16 protein-coding genes are annotated in these 19,114 nt (G+C 23.9%); 6 read left to right on the top strand and 10 right to left on the bottom strand.

The features are described 5' to 3' along the window. Positions 1 to 48 precede the first annotated feature (48 nt). From SHELI_RS04990 to SHELI_RS05005, 4 genes are all read left to right on the top strand, one after another. Positions 49 to 720, top strand: a complete 672-nt coding sequence (locus SHELI_RS04990; protein ID WP_069117236.1) for a GntR family transcriptional regulator — start codon at positions 49 to 51, stop codon at positions 718 to 720. A gap of 67 nt (positions 721 to 787) precedes the next feature. Next, positions 788 to 3,064, top strand: coding sequence for a glycoside hydrolase family 31 protein (locus SHELI_RS04995; RefSeq protein ID WP_069117240.1), 2,277 nt, complete (start codon positions 788 to 790; stop codon positions 3,062 to 3,064). Between the two features lie 11 nt (positions 3,065 to 3,075). Further along, complete coding sequence (locus SHELI_RS05000) at positions 3,076 to 5,580, top strand: glucose PTS transporter subunit IIA (RefSeq protein ID WP_069117242.1); 2,505 nt, start codon at positions 3,076 to 3,078, stop codon at positions 5,578 to 5,580. A 404-nt stretch (positions 5,581 to 5,984) separates the two neighbouring features. Beyond that, the gene (locus SHELI_RS05005; protein WP_069117244.1) at positions 5,985 to 6,458 is read left to right on the top strand and encodes a hypothetical protein; all 474 of its coding nucleotides are present in this window, start codon (positions 5,985 to 5,987) and stop codon (positions 6,456 to 6,458) included. Positions 6,459 to 6,540: 82 nt separating this feature from the next. Here SHELI_RS05005 and SHELI_RS05010 read toward each other — a convergent pair whose 3' ends face one another. From SHELI_RS05010 to SHELI_RS05030, 5 genes are all read right to left on the bottom strand, one after another. Beyond that, positions 6,541 to 6,954 carry a hypothetical protein gene (locus tag SHELI_RS05010; RefSeq protein ID WP_069117246.1) on the bottom strand — a complete coding sequence of 138 codons (414 nt, stop codon included), beginning with the start codon at positions 6,952 to 6,954 and terminating at the stop codon, positions 6,541 to 6,543. A 41-nt stretch (positions 6,955 to 6,995) separates the two neighbouring features. Then, positions 6,996 to 7,325, bottom strand: a complete 330-nt coding sequence (locus tag SHELI_RS05015) for a hypothetical protein (RefSeq protein WP_069117248.1) — start codon at positions 7,323 to 7,325, stop codon at positions 6,996 to 6,998. Positions 7,326 to 7,346: 21 nt separating this feature from the next. Beyond that, positions 7,347 to 7,676 (bottom strand): hypothetical protein, encoded by a 330-nt coding sequence (locus tag SHELI_RS05020; protein WP_069117252.1) that lies wholly within the window; start codon positions 7,674 to 7,676, stop codon positions 7,347 to 7,349. A gap of 70 nt (positions 7,677 to 7,746) precedes the next feature. Then, positions 7,747 to 8,649 carry a hypothetical protein gene (locus SHELI_RS05025; RefSeq protein WP_069117254.1) on the bottom strand — a complete coding sequence of 301 codons (903 nt, stop codon included), beginning with the start codon at positions 8,647 to 8,649 and terminating at the stop codon, positions 7,747 to 7,749. A 67-nt stretch (positions 8,650 to 8,716) separates the two neighbouring features. Further along, entirely contained in the window at positions 8,717 to 9,136 is a 420-nt protein-coding gene (locus SHELI_RS05030; protein WP_069117256.1) for a hypothetical protein, read from the bottom strand. 295 nt (positions 9,137 to 9,431) lie between these two features. On the opposite strand from SHELI_RS05030, the gene SHELI_RS05035 reads away from it, so the two are divergent. Next, positions 9,432 to 10,424: a lipoprotein gene (locus tag SHELI_RS05035; protein ID WP_069117257.1), complete on the top strand. Its 993-nt coding sequence runs from the start codon at positions 9,432 to 9,434 to the stop codon at positions 10,422 to 10,424. A 481-nt stretch (positions 10,425 to 10,905) separates the two neighbouring features. Here the strand turns inward: SHELI_RS05035 and SHELI_RS05040 are convergent, their stop codons facing one another. The 5 genes from SHELI_RS05040 to SHELI_RS05060 form a co-directional block, all read right to left on the bottom strand. Then, positions 10,906 to 13,140: a S8 family serine peptidase gene (locus SHELI_RS05040; protein WP_069117258.1), complete on the bottom strand. Its 2,235-nt coding sequence runs from the start codon at positions 13,138 to 13,140 to the stop codon at positions 10,906 to 10,908. Then, the gene (locus SHELI_RS05045; RefSeq protein WP_069117259.1) at positions 13,128 to 14,132 is read right to left on the bottom strand and encodes an ATP-binding protein; all 1,005 of its coding nucleotides are present in this window, start codon (positions 14,130 to 14,132) and stop codon (positions 13,128 to 13,130) included. The genes SHELI_RS05040 and SHELI_RS05045 overlap by 13 nt, the downstream gene beginning before the upstream one ends. 164 nt (positions 14,133 to 14,296) lie before the next feature. After that, positions 14,297 to 15,424 carry a DNA recombination protein RmuC gene (rmuC, locus tag SHELI_RS05050; RefSeq protein WP_069117260.1) on the bottom strand — a complete coding sequence of 376 codons (1,128 nt, stop codon included), beginning with the start codon at positions 15,422 to 15,424 and terminating at the stop codon, positions 14,297 to 14,299. Positions 15,425 to 15,636: 212 nt separating this feature from the next. After that, positions 15,637 to 17,115, bottom strand: a complete 1,479-nt coding sequence (locus SHELI_RS05055; protein WP_069117262.1) for a P-loop NTPase fold protein — start codon at positions 17,113 to 17,115, stop codon at positions 15,637 to 15,639. Between the two features lie 211 nt (positions 17,116 to 17,326). Further along, positions 17,327 to 17,722 carry a hypothetical protein gene (locus tag SHELI_RS05060; protein WP_069117264.1) on the bottom strand — a complete coding sequence of 132 codons (396 nt, stop codon included), beginning with the start codon at positions 17,720 to 17,722 and terminating at the stop codon, positions 17,327 to 17,329. A 416-nt stretch (positions 17,723 to 18,138) separates the two neighbouring features. Here SHELI_RS05060 and SHELI_RS05065 point away from each other — a divergent pair, with 416 nt between their 5' ends. Next, positions 18,139 to 18,909 carry a hypothetical protein gene (locus SHELI_RS05065; protein WP_069117266.1) on the top strand — a complete coding sequence of 257 codons (771 nt, stop codon included), beginning with the start codon at positions 18,139 to 18,141 and terminating at the stop codon, positions 18,907 to 18,909. Positions 18,910 to 19,114 lie beyond the last annotated feature (205 nt).

The following is a 19,114-nucleotide window of genomic DNA, read 5'->3' on the forward strand; positions in this document are numbered from 1 at the left end:
AATAATTCATAGCTATAAAATAATTATTAAAATTGGAGGCATTTATTTATGAATAAAGAGAATGAAATATACAAACTTTTAGAAGGTGAATTATATGATGGTATTTTTGAAAACGGAGATAAATTTTATTCAGAAAATCAATTAGTTATAAAATATAAAATAAGTAGACTAACAGCAAGAAATGTTTTAAAAAAAATGGAAAAAGCAAACTTTATCAAATCCAAAAAAGCTGTTGGTTATTTTGTGAATGAAAAAATTTTTTGAAACAAAGGAACTAGTTGAAACAAAAAAACAGATGGCGTGAGAAATAGCGAGGTAGAATTCTTAAAAGTTGATTTAGATGATTTTTTTAAAATTAAATTTAACTTAGATCCAAAAGAGTTTTATTCTTTTTTAAAAAAACGTTTAAACAATGGACTCGTTTATTCTTATTCTATTATTTGAATAAATAGAAAGCTTGTGGGGGAACTTAACAAAGATAGTTGAAATATTTCAACTTTAGATATACTAAAATCAAAAAATGAATTTGATTGTTCGTTAAATATCATTAAAATGTGTAAAGAAACATCCCTAGACAAAAAAATTTTAGAAATTGATACAAATGGTTTCATACCAATTAAATATAGTATTATACAAAATACCGATTTTGAGTTTATTCAACTTTCAATAGAAAAATATAACCCATTATTTTTTGAACATAATTTTATACAAAATCTTTAAATTACTTGTTATAACAAGTAATTTTTTGTTTTACCTATAAATATAATTGAAGTATTAAGGAGGATTTATGATAAAAAGTAATTTAAATAAAAATATGATTAAGTTTCAAATTTCTGAAAAAGAAAAAATATTCACAATTGATAGTAGTTATCATGTCGCAACAGCAATAAGCGATTGTTGGAAAACAGATAATTCAATTTGATTAGAAACAACTTTAACAAGTTATCAAAAAGCTTATATTATTGTAACAGAAGACGTTTCAGGTACAATTAATGTTCGTTATACACAAAAACAATGAGCTGAAAATAGATATGCTGATAACTTATATAATAAAATCACAAAAAAAGATTTAGACTTTAGTTTAGACGGGGATATATACTCTATATCTTTAAAAGATAAAAAAACCTTAAAAGTAAATAAAAAAACAATGAGTTTTATTATCTTAAATGATAAAGATGAGGTTATTTTAGAAAACAGTTTAAGAAAAGGATATGATTTTCTAGAGGGATATATAAGCCCCCCTATTGGCTTTAAACAAATCGAAAATGATGTCAAAAAACCTTTTATATCATTTGAATTAAAAAATGATGAATTAATTTATGGTTTAGGTGAAAAATATAAACCCCTAGTAAAAAATGGAATTGAGACAAATGTTTTCAATGTCGACCCTTCTAGCACTTGCAACCACAATCTAGCATATGGAGGTATCCCATTTATTTTATCTAATAAAAATTATGGTATATTAGTAAATTCAGGGCATAAAACAACTTTTGAAATTGGTTCCCCTGTTTCAGACTCAATTTCTATAATGGTGGATGAAGAACATTTGGACTTATTTATATTTTTTGGAGAAAATGTCAAAGATGTTGTTTCTAACTATACTTCATTAACCGGAAGAATAACAGGAGTCCCAGATGAGGCTTATGGGATTTGATTGAATCGTTTATATTATCACAATAAAAAAGAGTTATTTACAGAAATAGAAAATGCAGAAAAACATAATTATCCGTTAGATGTAATAACTTTGGACCCTAAATGAATAAAAAACAGATACACCAAAACTTGTAACTTTGATTTTAATGATGAAGCTTTTGGACCGTTTAAAGAACTTTTAAACGAAGTGCATCAACATAAAATAAAAATGTGTTTTTGAATTAACCCATACATCCAAGTTGATAATTCTGAAAATGCTCAGTACTTATTAAAAAATAATTTACTAGTTAATTCTTGTAAAAAAGAGGAAAAATTTGCTCATCCTTGATCTGGTATTGATAAACATATTGAGGGTGCAGGTTTGGTTGACTTTACAAATCCCTCAGCTTATCAATGATACAAAGATAAAGTTAAATATCTATTAGAAAACGGTGTTGATTTTATAAAAACAGATTATGGTGATGGTTTACCGGAAGAAGCTATTATGTACAATGGTTGCAAAGGAAATGAATTTAAACAATATTATGCTTACCTATACTTAAAGTCAACTTATGAAGCAACACAGGAATATTTTGGTTCAGATAAAGGATTTGTACTATCTAGACCTGCATTTATAGGAACACAAAAATTTGTTGGTAAGTGATCTGGAGATGCTGTTCAATCATTTAGTGAACTAAAACTTCATTTATTAGCAGGTTTATCATTATCTCTAAGTGGTAATGTTATGTGAGGGACAGATATTGGTGGATTTCAACCATCGCACAAAACTGAAAAAGATTTATACATAAGATGAACTCAACTTGGTATGTTTACACCTTTTTCTAGATATCATGGAATTGGACCAAGAGAACCATGATATTTTGGAGAAAATGAATTAAACATTTCTAGAAAATATGCAGAAATTAAAAAACAGCTTTTGCCTTATTACAAGGTTTGTGAAAATGAAGCTATTGAAAAAGGTTTACCAATTATGAGACCGCTAATAATGGAGTTTCAAGATGACTTTATAGCATCAAAAATTGATGATCAATATATGATTGGTGAATCAATTATGGTAGCACCAATACTAACAAATAATACTTATAAAAGACAAGTTTACTTCCCTAAAGGTGAGTGAGTTGACTTCTTTGATCAAAATAAAAAATATGAAGGTAATAAATCATACTGAATTGAAACACCATTAGACAAAATAAATGTTTTTGTTAAACAAAACTCAGTTTTACCTATTTTTAAAGTTGGGAATTATAAATTTAGCGATATAGAAAATAACGAAATAGAGTTCAAAGTATATGGTAAACCAAAAGTGGAAAAAGCCTGTTTCAAATTAAATGAATCAGAAAACACATATAAATTAGTTAATGAAAAAGTTGAGTATAAAGGTTTATTCAAACACTTTATAACTAAAGTTTAGAAAGGAGCAGTATGGATAAAAAAGTAGATATATTTTCACCTTGTGATGGATCTGTGGACGAAATTATAAATATGAAAGATGGAGTCTTTAGTGAAAAAATGCTTGGTGATGGTTTTTATTTAAAACCTAGTAACAATACTTTTAGCTCTCCTTTAGATGAAGGTTGATTAGAAAACGTTTTTGAAACTAAGCATGCTTTTCACTTTAAAAACTCTGATGGAATAATTGTTCTTATGCATATTGGGTTGGATACAGTTAAATTAAATGGAGCTGGCTTTAATGTCATTCATAATGTTAAGGAAAAAGTCAACAAAGAAACAAACATAGTAGAAATAGATAGAGAATTTTTAACTTCTAAAAATGTTGATTTAAATACCCCTCTTGTGTTTGAAATTGAAAATGATGATTATAAAATAAATTTTGTAAAAAAAGGTAATGTTAAAAAAGGAGAAAAAATAGCAGAGCTGATTCTAAATATTTCAGAAAAGAAAAAAGATATCTTATCTAGTCTAAATGTTAAAAATAAATTTGAAGAAGCTGCAGAAGTTATTGAAAAATCAGTAGGTTCTTACTTAAATGTTAAAAAGTCCTTCAACTGTATGACTAGATTTAGACTAATTGTCAAAGATAAGTCTTTAATTGATGAAAAAGAAATAAAAAATTTAAGCCTTGTAAAAGGAATCAATTGAAGTGGTGAAGAGTTACAAATAATTATTGGTGGAGATGCATACAAAGTTAGAGAAGCTTTTCAAAATTTTACTAATAAATTAACTAAAAAAATCTCTGACAAAAGTGTCAAAAAAACTAGTTTAAAACAAAAAGTTTTAGGTTTTATTTCAGGAGTTATAATTCCAGTACTACCCATCATGATTACCGCCGGGTTGCTTAAAGCACTTCAGGCTGTACTAGAACAAACAAAGGCTATACAAAAAGTGAGCATTAGTATGAAACCTGGAGACATATCCAAATTAATTACTGATTATGATTTAGGATCAGCAATAGTATTTATAATTGCAAATATAGGTCTTGCATTTTTAGGTGTAGCATTTGTGATATCAACCGTTAATTATTTTAAAGGTAATATTTACATTGCATTATTTATTGGAATAACACTTATGAATCCATATCTTACTGGTGGATTGAGTTGAGAATTATTTAAAATCGGAGATGTTAGCATAAAAGTTCAATCATATGCTACATCAATAATACCAATGGTGTTTGCAGGAATTTTATATATTTATTTAGATAAATGGATAAAAATGTGAATGCCTGCTACTGTTGATATAATTTTTAGACCACTACTTGCCTACTTACTAACTGTATTGCCAGTAATATTTGTAATGGGTCCAATTTTAGGAATTATAGAATCAGGTATTTATTATGCAATGACTTGAATAGGAAATATTCCTTATGGGTTTGGTGCAGCAATTTTCTCATTTGCTTGACAATTCTTAGTAATAACCGGATTACACACTGCAATAAATGGTTTTATAAATTTGGGTATTGCAAATAATCAACCCTCAGTACTTGGACTTTGTTTCACCCTAACTGTGTTTGCACAAATGGGTGCAGGATTAGGAATGCTACTTAGAACTAAAAATTCAAATTCTAAAAAAGCTATTTTAGCGGCATTACCTGCGACTTGGTTTGGAATAACTGAGCCTATATTATACGGTTCTACATTACCAAAATTTAGACCTTTCTTAATGGGATGTATTGGAGCTGGTATTGGTGGATTGTTTATTGGTATTACACCAGCAACAAGTTATACTGTTTCGGCCGGAGGTATCTTTGCGGTGCTAAGAGTTGTTGAAGGTGGATGACTACAAGTTGGATTATATGTATTGTCATGATTTATAACAATTGGTGCTTCAATGTTATTAACTATTTTATTTTATAAAGAAAGAAATAGTGAAACAAGTGAAACTAAAAAGGTTAATAAATTACTTGTTAAAATATATGCTAACTGGAAATCTATCAACACAAAAGAAAGTAGAACAATACTAAATGATAAATTAAATAAGGTTAAAAATTTATTAAATTCTGAAAACTTAAAAAAAATTAAAGAATTAGATAAATTGATGTGTGCATATCAAAAAGTTGAAGTTAGCATAAAAACTAAAAAAGAGAAAAATGATAGCAGAATCGATTTACTAATAAAAAAAGCTAGAAGATGTCAAGAAAAAAATAATTTGTCAAAATTAAAAGTTATAAATGATAAATATATAAAACTTTCTGAAGTTCAAAATCTAGATCTTTTAAATAAGTTAGAGTTATTAAAAAAAGAAAAACTTGAGTTAGAAAATCAAGTTAATGATATACAAGAAAATTATATAAAAGTAGCTCAAAGTTTATTGTCTGAAATTGCAAAAGAAATAAATCATCCATTTATAATAAACTTACAAATGGCATACTTCAATGCAATACACTCATACGACATAAGTTACATGTTAACAGAAAAACAAGATGTTGATACAAAATATTCAAATTACAAAATATTGAGTGTAAATAAATAAAATTTAAATTTGTATAAAAGCAGCTAAATCCATGTTATTAAAGCTGTTTTTTTTATTGTTTAATTTACCTTTAGACTCTTTTATTTTTGGAAAATTTTAAAAATTTTTAATACAACTTTAAATAAGGCTGTATTTACCTTTAGGTTTCTTATACCTATATAAAACAATTTGATATTAATTATAAAATTACTTATCCCTTTTTTGGATAATTCTAAATAAAATATTAAATTTATTATTGTATATGTAAGTAGTTATCTTGTTAAATAATTAATTTGTAGAAACTTAAAAATATTTTTACTCATATCTACAATTTATCAAAATTCATTATCTTTTTTATTTTTTTCTTTATAGTCGTTCACACTCCATTTATAAATGTGATATATTTTTATTGGGAGAAAAAACATATGAAAAAAGAAATTATTTGATTAGTGTCAAGTTATTTTATGTTATTTGTAGTTACATTAGGAATTGGATATGCAATTTTTCATAATGATCCTGTTAAAGAAACAGCAAAGAATATTACAAACATAAATATTAGCAATGTAAATTATAGCGAATCTAGTAAAAGGTTAAACATGATAAATGATAAAGAATATAACCTATTAGATATTGATAATTATTATGATATAGTTTCACATGACTATAAAATTTCAGCTCACGGTATTGCTTCAGGATACACACAAAATAATGGCAGTAAACTGGATGCCTCTTATTTTTCAGACTTTGTTACTTTTCAATATAGAGAAAATAAATGAAAACTAGTTTTTTGCAACACTGGTAGTTATGCATATGATTATGGTTGAATTGATTATTCAATATTAATAGATAATCAAAAAGGTCTTCACTATAATTCAAATGTGATTAGAATGTATTACTAATTTTAGTTAATATTCAAATAACAAAAAAACTCTAAAATAATTTTAGAGTTTTTTTGTATATAAACTTAAAAAACTTATAATTTTATTTAGAAATATAAAATTTCTCTATTAAGCAAAATAAATCATATGTTTCTCTTTTAACACAACCCAAATTTAGCATAACGTTGACTATATTCTGCACATTTTCTATTATATACTCATTACTCATAATTCCTTTATGTGATTCTTTAATTACATAATAATTTTCATAAAAAAATATAAAATAGCTCTTTAAAAAATCTACATAACATTCATCTTCTTTAGTATAATTTTCCATAAGTGATTTTTTATGGATAAAAAATCTTAAATCTATTATGTCTCTGGTTTCTTTACTCATACGATCAATAAACTCAGCAAAAGCTTTATCGAAAGCTTTTATTTTATCAACTTTTTCTTTGGCTTTAAATCCAAAATATAATCCTGTAGCTCCTAATGCTAATCAATCTATTCAAGACATTATTGCTTCCTTTCTTAAGATAAGTTTATAAAAAACTTATCTTAATATTTTTCTTTTAACCATTTTATAACATTATCGATGTGTTTTGTTATTTTATTTGCAGCTTGTTTGTGAATTAGACCAACTATCTGATTTACAGAATTTTTATTGGTATATAAGAAATTAATCAAATCCTCAGTTGACTCAATAACTTCTCAATCTACTCTATCGTTTATATCTCTAATGATAGCCTCTCATGACTTTACAAAATATTCATCCCCAGGCTCTATCAAATCGATATTTGTTGTTCTGGTCAATGAAGCTTTATAAAACTGAGGACCTAAAAATTCTTCAGAAAAAAATATTTCTTTTCAAGTATCTAAAAAATTCATTACTTTTTCTCCTTTTTAATATTAAAAGTTAGTTTGTAGTCACTCAATAACATAAAAAATATGCTCTTTTAAAATTTTTGTTTTATCATTTTGTTCATTTTTGTAATTTGCATATAAATATTTACAAAAATTCATAAAATACTCAATCAAATCCTCGGTGTTATTTATTATATTATTTAACACTTTTTTGTCAATATCTATTAATAAAACTTCTCATGTTTTTACAAAAAACCTTTCCTCTTCACTATTTATTTTATAAATTCTATTATTATTTAATGTAGCTTCATAAAGCTTTTCTGTTATAAACTCCTTAGATTTTCTAATTTTATCTCATGTTTTTATGTAACTCATTATTTTACCTTTCTAAATACATTTATAATATATATATATATATATATATATATATTATAAATGAAAACAATTAGCGAAAATATTTACTAATTATTAAGTACAACATGTCATAATTTGCTTTCTTTATGGTGCCTAAATCTAAAAAATTCTGCTCTAAATTTTCAGCTGTTAATGTAACTATGTACCCTGGTTCAACCCCTGGTTTAGTCATTCTTTCAAAACAAAGTTTTTTATTTAAAAATATATATAAAGTTTGAGCAAAATCTATTGACATTTCTTCATCATCAGAATAAATTTCTTTAAGTATTTTATAATTTTGGACTAAAATACCTGCAATAATAGTTTTACTATTAACATCTAAACTTGAAATGAGTTCCTTACACTCATTAAATATTTGCATTTTTAGTCTTTGTTTACTTAATTCATCTTTTACTTTAAAATCAGTTTGTTCTTGATTTTTATTCATAGCTTTTTCTTCTGTGACAAAATTACTATTTGAATTATGCATCTGACTAAAATTGTTTTGATTTTCTATTGTAGATTTTACACCAAAATTATTATTTTCTTCATGCGCTTCATTTTCAGCTTGTCTTGTGTATTCTTTTCAAAATCTATTAAAATCTTCTTGATTAACTGAGGTATGTTTTTCATTCTCTGTCATCTTATCTTTTTTTACAATTAAAAATAAAATACCAGATAAAAAGTTACAAATCAAAATACATATTATTCCAGTCAAAATAAAATTTTTGTTTTTTTGTTTGTTTTTATAAGTTGTAATTAATAAAATACCTGTAACTACTAAAATTATATAAACAATAATGTCCCCAGTTAATATTTTTAAATCTCGTCCGTTGAATAAATCTTTAATATTTAATATAATGTTTACAATTGTAAAAGAAGAACAGCAAACAAAACTGTATATCAAAAAACAGTATCCTAAATATGCGTTTTTAAATCTAAATTTATGTTTCATTGTTTTTTGTTTCCTAATACTATTATTAAAATATAATTAGTTTGTATATGAAAATTTTTAAAGTTTATTAACCTTCACATTCATCGCTACATTTTTCAACTACTATTAAGTATTCACCACTTTTATTATTGTTTGTGTAAGTAATTATTGTTGTTTCATAAGTACCTTGAAGAGCTCATCTAAACAACTCATTTATATCAACATTCTCGTTACATTTCAAGCATCTTAAATACTTATTTGTTTCATTTGAACCATTGATTTTTGGTGAAATAATATTGCTAATTTTTAAATAATTTATAACTGACTTATAGCATGTAGTTATAAGATCAATATTTTGTAAATTATACTTTTTTTCATCAATTGAAAACTGAGTAACATTATTTAAATGACTTGATCTTACAAAATAATCATTTCAAAAATTATTTAAATCATTAGTTGCTTGATTATAAATAATTCAGTTTCTTATTTTTTTTACATGAAAATACATAACAATAATGGCAATAACTGAAAAGAAAGTTAAAAAAATAATAAGACATTTATAACTATAATTGGCATTTGTTAAGTTCCCCTCTTGATAATTGCTATTTTTAGATAAATAGACTTCTATATGTTTTGATTATAGCAAAATATTTGTGTATTTTTTATATCTATAAAATTATATGTATCTTAGCGAATTAGAATATATAAAATGTTTTTATTTAATAAGCTTTTTTAACTTTTAGACTGTTTAAAACTCTTTTATTTAAGTATAATATCGTTGTTAGTTAAGGAAGTATTAAATTATGAAAAAAATATTAAATTTTTTAGCAGCAACTGGTCTAGTTACTACAAGTGGAAGTGTGGCATTTGCATGTAACAAAAATAATAGTGTTAATAAAGTAGAAGAAAAACCAAATAACGATAGTAATCAAAATAATGATCCGTTGAATTTTGGAAAGAATTTTAAAGATCAAAAAATCAGATTTAGAGAAAAAATTGAGTTAAGTTTAAATTTTTCTAAACCTAAAAAAGGAGCTTACTGATATGCAAAATCACAAGATAATAGTGTAGTTCAAATCCAAAATGATAGTTCAGTGGATTATAATGGTACTGGTAAGTTAGCGATGACATTAATCGGTGGTGAAACTGAGGGTGAAACAACTATTGAAGTCACATATGGAAGTTTTACAAAAAGTTTCAAAGTTACCAGTTATAAAGGATCAACTCCTTACTTTGATATGATTGAAGATTTTGAAGCAGTTGTAGATACACAAATAAATAAAAACACTAAGGGAAAAAAAGTGTTTTTAAATAATCCTAAGTTAAAAGAAAATGGAGAAAATCCAGATAAGCAATTTAGAGTAAAATCAAGTGACGAAACTATTGTAAGGGTTAACTTTGAAAAAGCACAAATTTATAAAGATGAAAAACAAGAAGGTTTAATTAATTTTATAGGATTAAAAAAAGGTGAGGCTATTATAACTGTTACATATGAAGACAATATATCTACTTCTTTTAAAGTTATAGTAAGTGAAAAATTTGATTTAAATAATTTAGAAAACTGAAGATTAGAGATTGACCCGAATTTAAATAATTTAGAGGGGTTCAAGGCAGCTCTTATAGATTACCTGAAAGATTTTGGTTTAACAAAAGCAAATTTTAATGATGAGCTCAGACTAGCAGATTTTAAAAAAGTAGAGTACATCTTTAAAGGTAGTGTTTGAATTTATACAAACAAAAAAGATAATGGTAAATTTTTGTATGATGTTCACATGTATTTTTATTTAAAAAATTAAATATCAAATTACAAACTAGAAAAAGTTAAATGTTAATTATTATAATATTTTTTAAAAATTCATGCTAATGAGTTTTTTTGTTTTGAAATAAAAAAAATACAATACTTTGTATATTTTAGTTATATTTACAAATTAAATGTTTTTTCAAGTTTGTATATTCCAAAATTTAAAATTATATAAATAGATAACCTAGCAATTAGATAACAGTATTATCAATATTTACTTTTGCTAAAAATGCTAGTAGGTTTAGTATATCTTATAAATTTTAATTTTATTATTTATAGATATTTTCTATTTAGATTTTTATATTTTTAATATACACAAATATAAAAGAATAGTTAATTTATAATTAAATTAAAATTAGTTTATATAATTGTATATAGAATAAATAAAATTGTAGTATATATCATTTAATAATATTAATATTTAAATTATTAAAACATTTCCTTAAGTTTGCATTTGAAATATATAACATACCGTGTTACTCGCCTAAGTTTATTTTTACATCTTGAACTATGTTTACTGCATTATTTTGCTCAAACTCTTTTAAAGCGTTGATGCTTGCTTCTTTTAATAAAACAGCAAATGCATATTTAACAGAATCTTCATGAGTGTCATATAAATCTAAACATTTGACCTTTAAGTATAATTCATCATTTAGAATTGAGTATTTCTTTGGCTTATTAAAATCTTTATTTTTTAATACTCTATTTGGATCATATTTTTTAAAATGATTTAATAAATCATTTTCATTTGCATCTATCCCATCAACTTTTTCTGTATCTGGAGATTTGTATATATCTCTATAACCCTTTTTACCCTTTTTACATACTATTTTGGCTTCTAAGTTTATTGAAGAATATTCGTCTCCCAACTTATTAGATGGAACTACTATATATGAAGTTGATGTCGCATAAGTGAAATTTTGCACAAACTTACTTTTTTTATTTTTTTCAGCTTCTAATAATGGTAAATTTATTGAAATTAACTTTGATTCTTTTGGTTTAATTTCTCCTTCTATCAGCAATAATATATTATTTGTATCATCATCAAATAATATATTTGGCAATTTATTTGATGATACCTTAGAAAGTAAATTAATTATAGCCTTGATAGATTCAAGTGATAGATTATATTTATTTAATAAATAGCAGCACTTTCTTGCAGTTAAAGGTGCAGAAAATGAAGTTCCATCTGTTCAAGTTATATATCCAGAGTCATCAATAACATATTTAAAATTTTCTGAAGCATCATTGGCTTGTACATCATTTGAGATTTCATATGTATTAGGTTTTTCAAATCTTCCAAATATTTTTTTATAGCCTGAATAGCTTGTAATTTTTAAATCATAATTTTCATCTTCATACAAGGAACCAACAGTAATTGCAGACAATGAATCTGCTCCTGAAGAAATAGTGTTCTTATCATTACCTGCTGAAACGATAAATAAAACATCATATTTTTTTTGCAAAATATCAAAAAATCTTCCTAAAACCGATATTCCTTGAGCATAATTTTCTGATTGAATAGAAAGGTTTCAAATTTTTATAGCATTATTTTCAGAAATTATTCTTTTAATAATCTTCATAAAATAAAATAAACTTATTTCACCCATTGGAAGCACACCAAATAGAGCCACCTTATAAATACCTAAACCATCTTGAAATCTATCATTTATTATGTCATTACCCGCTAGCAATGATGCAACCGATGTTCCATGACTGTAATCTTTTTCAAAGTTAAATCCAGGTATTTTGGGAAGTGGATATTCTACATAATCTATATAGTTTTCTCATCCATTTTTGAAAGAACCATAAGTATCAATGGCTCCTATAGTACCATTAACATCGAGACCTTTATCTATTAGAACTGGTTCTTTTATTTTTGGGTCAATCTTTTCAGTTGAAATATACAAATTTTTTGATGCTTTTGATATTAAAAAAGGATATAAGTCTAAAATTTTATTTAAGCTTAATAAATCTAAGTTAAAAAACTGATCCATTACAATAGATTCATCCAGAATTTCAATACCTTTTTTATTTAATAAATCTTTTATATGACTAAAATTGGCTAAATCAAAAAATGTAATTATTTGACCTTCATTAAATTTCTTTTGCTCAAATAATTCAACAGATTCTATTTCAAATAAATCACCATAATACTTTTCAAAATGACGATAACTTTCGTTGGCAAGAATATGGTCAAATATTAATTTGTTAAAAGTTTGTGCATTTTGTTTTGACTCATCCTTACTATGAGAATTAGCTTTTTTACTTTTTATCAAATTGTATTGTTGTTTTTTTTCATTAATAAATTTCTCTAAATCTGAGGGTCAATTATTGTATAAATCCTTTATTTTATTTAAAGTGATTTCAATGTCATTTTCACTACATTTGTAAATAATGTCGATTTTGTGTATCAACTTTTCATCTTTGAAAACATAATTAGAACCAATGTGTTCTGGTTCAAGACCATCGCATTTAAAAATATTTTTAATTCTTGAGGTTTTTGGAAGTACTCTGCTAAACCTTATTTTTATAGGTAAATATTTAAAATCTCCCCTATATATTTCAAAATTTTTTAATATTTTATTCAAGCTACTCAATAGAGGTTCAAGATCATGTTTATTCATCTTTCATTTCAGATAATTATAATTATGAGAGTCTCCATTATAATCTATAGAAACATAAGGTTGTTTAAATTTTAAGAGTTTCATTTGTTCCTCCTAAATGTTGAGTAGCTAATGTTTAGTACTTTTGATTTATCTTTATCACTAAGTTCTGTTGATTCTAAAATTTCATTATTTGTTATGTTCAATATTTTAAACAATGATTGTTCTAATGATACTGAGTTCAATAAGCAATTTACTATGCAATCTTCAATTAAAGCATAATTTAGATGATCTGTTTTTAAATTAATCAGCTTGTTAACTAATAGGTTATCAAAACTAATATTTTTTTGATTTGCTATATAAAATAAATTATCTTTGAATTTATTAATATTTATTTCATTTAGCATCATTTTGATATTAAATCTTCTTAATGTAGCTTTATCAATCATATCTATTCTATTGGTTATTGCAATAATAATAGTTTCTGGTAGCAACTTATCAAGCATCAAATTAAATGAACCTATCATTCTGTGATATTCTTTGTTCATGACTTCATCTCTTGATCCAATAACAGAGTCCAACTCGTCAATTAAAAAAATACTGTTTTTATAATTATTAAGTATATCTTTAAATAAAAGGTCAATATTTTTTTGACTCTCACCAAGTAGAGAAGAAACAAGTTTTGAAGCATTTATAGAATATAACTCTCTTTTGGTAATGTGTGCTAAATCATTGACGAATGTAGTTTTACCAGTTCCTGGCTTTCCATAAATTATCGCTCTTATATTACCTAAAAGTCTCAGGTTTTTTTTATTATTAATTATTTCTGCTAGTTTATTTAAATCCTCGTTATCTTTATTGTATATATTTTCTTTGATGATTTCTTTTTCTAAAATAAGTAGTTTATTATTTACACTCTTATATAAATTAGCAGCACCAACTGTTTCTTTAGAACCAATAAGACTTAGTAAATAAGAGGCATCATTATAATTACCATCTCCTCTTAGTTGAATGGCATATTCCTTTACTTTTTGAATGGCTTCCTCATCATTTGTCGATAAAGCCATTTCAATAATTTCTTTTAATGTGTTATTCATAAGTCACCTTCCACTTGTCTACTAATAGATTTTATCACTACTTAAATTAATAAATAAAAAAATGAGTAAAAATTAGTAAAAAATGGATAAAATTTTAAAAAAAATGAGTAATTTATAGGTTTTTTTGAGTAATTTCAAACAACTTTTTTTAACTTTAATTAATATTATTCTAATTCATTTGCATTTATTAGCCTTTCATATTCTTTTTTTAATGTTTTTTCTTTTTTAGATACATTTGAATAACTTTCACTTAATTGTTCAATAGATTTAAATAGTTTAGCCATTGCCTCATCATAGTTATCGATATATTTAATCACTTTATTTAAAATATCTACTTTTTTATCGTATTTACTAATATTGTTAAATAAACTCATATAATTTTCGATAGATAATATAATTGACATCAAAGTACTTGGTCCAGCTATAATTACTTTATCTTTAAATGCATCATCAACTAAATTAGTATGACCACATATATATGAAAATATAGATTCACTTGGAATAAACATTATTGCATATACAGTTTTGTCCTCAATACTTATATATTTTTTTACTTCATTTTTTCTGTTTGTACAATCTCTTACAAATTCATTTTGTATTTTTTTAAAATCCTCTGTATCTGGATTTATATTAACTAGTTTTTCGTAAGCATTAAAAGGAAACTTTGCATCTATTGGTATATTTACTAAGTTACTTCCGTTTCCTTTAATGAAGAGATCTACTTTTAATTGCTTTCCGTTCTCACTTTTTTTGATCATTGTATATTGTTCTAAAAATAAAAGATTTCTAAATTTACTATCGCTAGAAATATTATCAAAAACTCTTGTTAGAAAGTACTCGCCCGCTTTTCCCGCTTTATTATTTTGACTTAAAAGTATGTTTAATTTGTTAACTTTTTCTTTCATTTCACTTATTGGTAATGTATGATCATTTACCTTTTTTAATCATTCTTGTAATTGTTCTACACTTTTTTCCAATTTATCTCTTGTAGAGTTTGTTTGATTTAAAATAAAGTCTTTAACCTGTTTATCTGATGTATTTAGGTTTTCACTTGTTTTATTAAACTTTTCATTTAGTAATGCAGTTAATTGTTTTTCGCTATTTATTAAAGCATCTTTTAGTTCTCCTGTTTTATTAGAACTTTCTTTATCAATATCTTTTTTTAATAATTCAAGATCAATTTTTTGTACACCTTCTATTTTTGTGTTCACTTTTTTCTTTAAGAATATAATAAATAATGCTCCAACTAAAACAATTAAAATTACTAATAAAGCAATAATAATACTTTGCATATAATAAACCTCTCTTTAATCTATAATCATTTTATAAAAATTATTTACAATTTTAAAAAAATTATCATATATTTTTTTGCATTTTATGTATACTTTTTATATTTTTAGTAATTTATATATTGGTTGGAAAAATTATATTTAATAAACTACCTCAATAGCAAAAAGTATATATAAAAAATATTAATTGATTATATATATGATTATTGCTTATATTATTCCATTATAGATGACTGATCAAACATGTTATAAAATGCATGAGCAAATTTATCAGACTCTAATTTAAATGCGATAAATATATCCAATAATATTAAGCCCATACTATTAAATACATTCTCAAAGTTATTTTTTAAATCTATATTGATATTATAATTTTTTAGTGTAATTAAATAATTCCCATTATAATCAAACTCTCTTGTAGGTATTTCCTCAGCTTGGTTTATAAATATGTTTGAAAATTTAACATCTTTTTTTAAAAATAAATATGCAATATCGTGAGGTAAAAGTCTATCATTATATAAAAAATTTATAGCACTTCTTCTATTCTGGAAATTGTGTTCACTAAAATAATAATTTACATTAAACTCTCTGTTTAAATATTTTAAGTTGTCTTGTTTATCTATTAGTTCTATAAAGTCAATAAAACTAGCCTTAGTTACATCAAGTATATTTTTATTTTCACAAAATTTATTAACAGCATCATTTCAAGATTTTTCATCTATTATATTTTTAAAATTCATTTCTATATTTGTGTTTATATCAAATTTTAATTCTTCATATTCTTTTTTATAAGTTGCAATACTTTTTGAATAAAGCATAAATCACATCATAAATACTTCTAACTCATCCTCATTGTTTTCAACAGCTATTTGATAGCATTTTTCAGCTACTCTAAAATTTTTAAAGCTATAATTTTTCATTACATAACTAATATATACATTATCAATAATGGTAGCAGAACTAGAAAAATCTAATATTTCATTTACAGTATATGAAAGATTAAATATTTTATCTGTAAAATTTTCTTTTGAACTATGTTTATCGAATAAATTATTTACATAATTTTTATTCATAGAAACTATAAAAAAAATATTGTTACAATCTTCGATAGAAAAAAGTACATTTTTAATACATGTTATAAATTTAATAATGTGTTCGTTAGAACATCTATCAATATCATCAAAAACTATAATATAATTTTCATTTTGTTTTTTATTTAAACACTCTTTAAAAAAATTTATTAAGCTTTTTAATGCCTGATCAGTTGAGTAATTTTCGTCAATGCTTTTGCTTAATAACTCCTTATTCTCTTTAGTTGGTGTTTGTATTTCTACCCCTGTGTACTTTTTTAAAAAAGCAAAAGGAACTTGAAGAAAGAAATTTTTGATTATATTAAAAAATTCTTTTCTTTTTTCTTTTTTTTCTTTTTCTATTAGTTTATCTAAAAAAAACTCTTCTGTTAATGTTATTAGAAAAGTGTATAAAAAATTGGAATCATTAATTTCATATTTTCACATATCAAATATATAAGTTTTTGTATTTTTTTCTTTTTGTTTATTCATAACTTCTTTTATTATTGTAGTTTTACCAACACCTCATTCTCCATTAATTAATAAATTATTTATATAACTATTTAATTTAAAATAATTATTAATTTTTGAATTTATTATATCTACAATTTTTTCTAATTTCATAACTTCTCCTTTCGCTTTTTATATTTAAATTAGTAACTTTAAAAAAGTACTATTTATATTTTCTACTAATATTATATTTGATTAATTAATAGTAAATTAAGAGATTTTTATTCAATTTTTTATAAAAATATATTTTAGTAATTTTTTTTAAACTTTAGTTTTATAATTTTTAAAAGCTATTTCACTTTTTTAAAATATTAACTACCTAATCTTATAATCAACTATAAGCAACAGCTGCTTTTACACTTCCTTTTAAAATAGTACTTCCCTCTTTTGATATAATAACTAGACTTCCATCCACTCCTCCGACTTTAGCGGGAATATAATCTCCAAATACATAATCAAAATCATATCTTGCTCCTGGTGCATAAGAATTAATAGTGTATTTTGCTCCTTCAACAACATATTCTCAAGGGTTTTTATATGGATAGATCATTGGGTTTTTAAAGTTTTTTAAATATAAAAATTTAAAGTAAATTTTAAAAACAGCACTTCCAGTTAGAAGATTACTATTTTCATTTGCTTTTATTCTAATATAAGCAACTTGTCCATTACGATTCACAAAATCAGAATAACTATAATCAACATCAACTTGGGCTTTATCCACTAGTTTTGTAATACTTGATTGATTTGTTATTGCGGTTTTTGTTGACTAAAATCATTGTTATCTATAAAAGTAACTGATTTATCTTCAATTTTTTCTAAATTAAATAAAGTTTTATTATTAAATGCAATACTAAATGTAAAAAGAATTTCTTCAAAATACTTATTGACGCTATATCCATTAATAAAAATAAACCTTTTGTTAATCTTTGTTATAGCAATAAATTGATTAAAATTAATATAAATCTTTAATAAGTTTTTTTTACTCTATTTGCAATAGCTAAACATATTTTTTTATAAACTTAAAAAAATTTTTATATATTAGTATTTTTTTAGCAACATTTTTATAATATAAAAAAACTTTTGTGTATTAAAAAAGTAAAATTCTTATAACCTCAATTGAGGTAATAAGGAGGAAAAATGAATAAATTATATAAATGACTGGGAGTAATGTCTTTAGGTATTAGTGCTAGTGCAAGTCTTATTCCATTTGTAAACAAAAATGAAAGTGTAAACCAAATTCAAGACTTAAATAATAAAAGTTTTTCGAAAAATAGTAATGAAGTAAATGACGTTGATTTGAATCTTTTAGAAAAATTTGTAAATGGTGAAGGTATCTATGGATACATAAATAACGCAATTGTAAAAGGTGGACTAACAATCGATCCAAAAGATAATAAAAGTCAAACAAAAGTTGTAGAGGCAACTAAGGTATATATAATCGAAATCTTAAAACAAGTTAAATTCTGATTGCATTATGATATAAATGTTGATGAACTAATGAACATAATCAGCTTCAATTTTTACTCAGACCAAGAAGGTTATGTAGAACAAGTAGATGGTGTATCAGAAATCAAAAGTTTTAAAATCTCAATTGTTAATGGTAAAGAAGATAACATATCAGGTTTCTATATGCATGGATCATCTAAATTTAAAGTAATCAATAAAACCAATTTACAATTAGCGATTACTAATAGAGATTTTCAACAAAACCTAAACAGTTCTGAAAAACTAAAAAAATACATTGTAGAATCAAATGATTTAATTAGTGAGAGTGCAATAGAAATCACAAACTTTACTCATACTGGTTGAATAAATGGTAGTGCAAATGTTGTTATTAGTCAAGGTATTAATAATTTATATTACTTAGATGATAACAATAGCATAAAAGTAACATTTATATTTATTTAATAAGCACAAATCAAAAAACTAAACTCTCTATACTTATTTTGTATAGAGTTTTTTTATCTTGCATTTTATTATTTTAAGTTCAAATTAAATATTCATACAAAAATTATTTAGTTTTTTTCTAAATTTTTGTGAGTTTTTTAAATCTAAATGCTTTTTTTAGTATATTTTTATTGTTCATATAAAAACCAGCTGAATATCTAACTGG

It is taken from the genome of Spiroplasma helicoides (assembly GCF_001715535.1).
In the GTDB taxonomy this organism is placed as follows: Bacteria; Bacillota_I; Bacilli_A; order Mycoplasmatales; family Mycoplasmataceae; genus Spiroplasma_A; species Spiroplasma_A helicoides.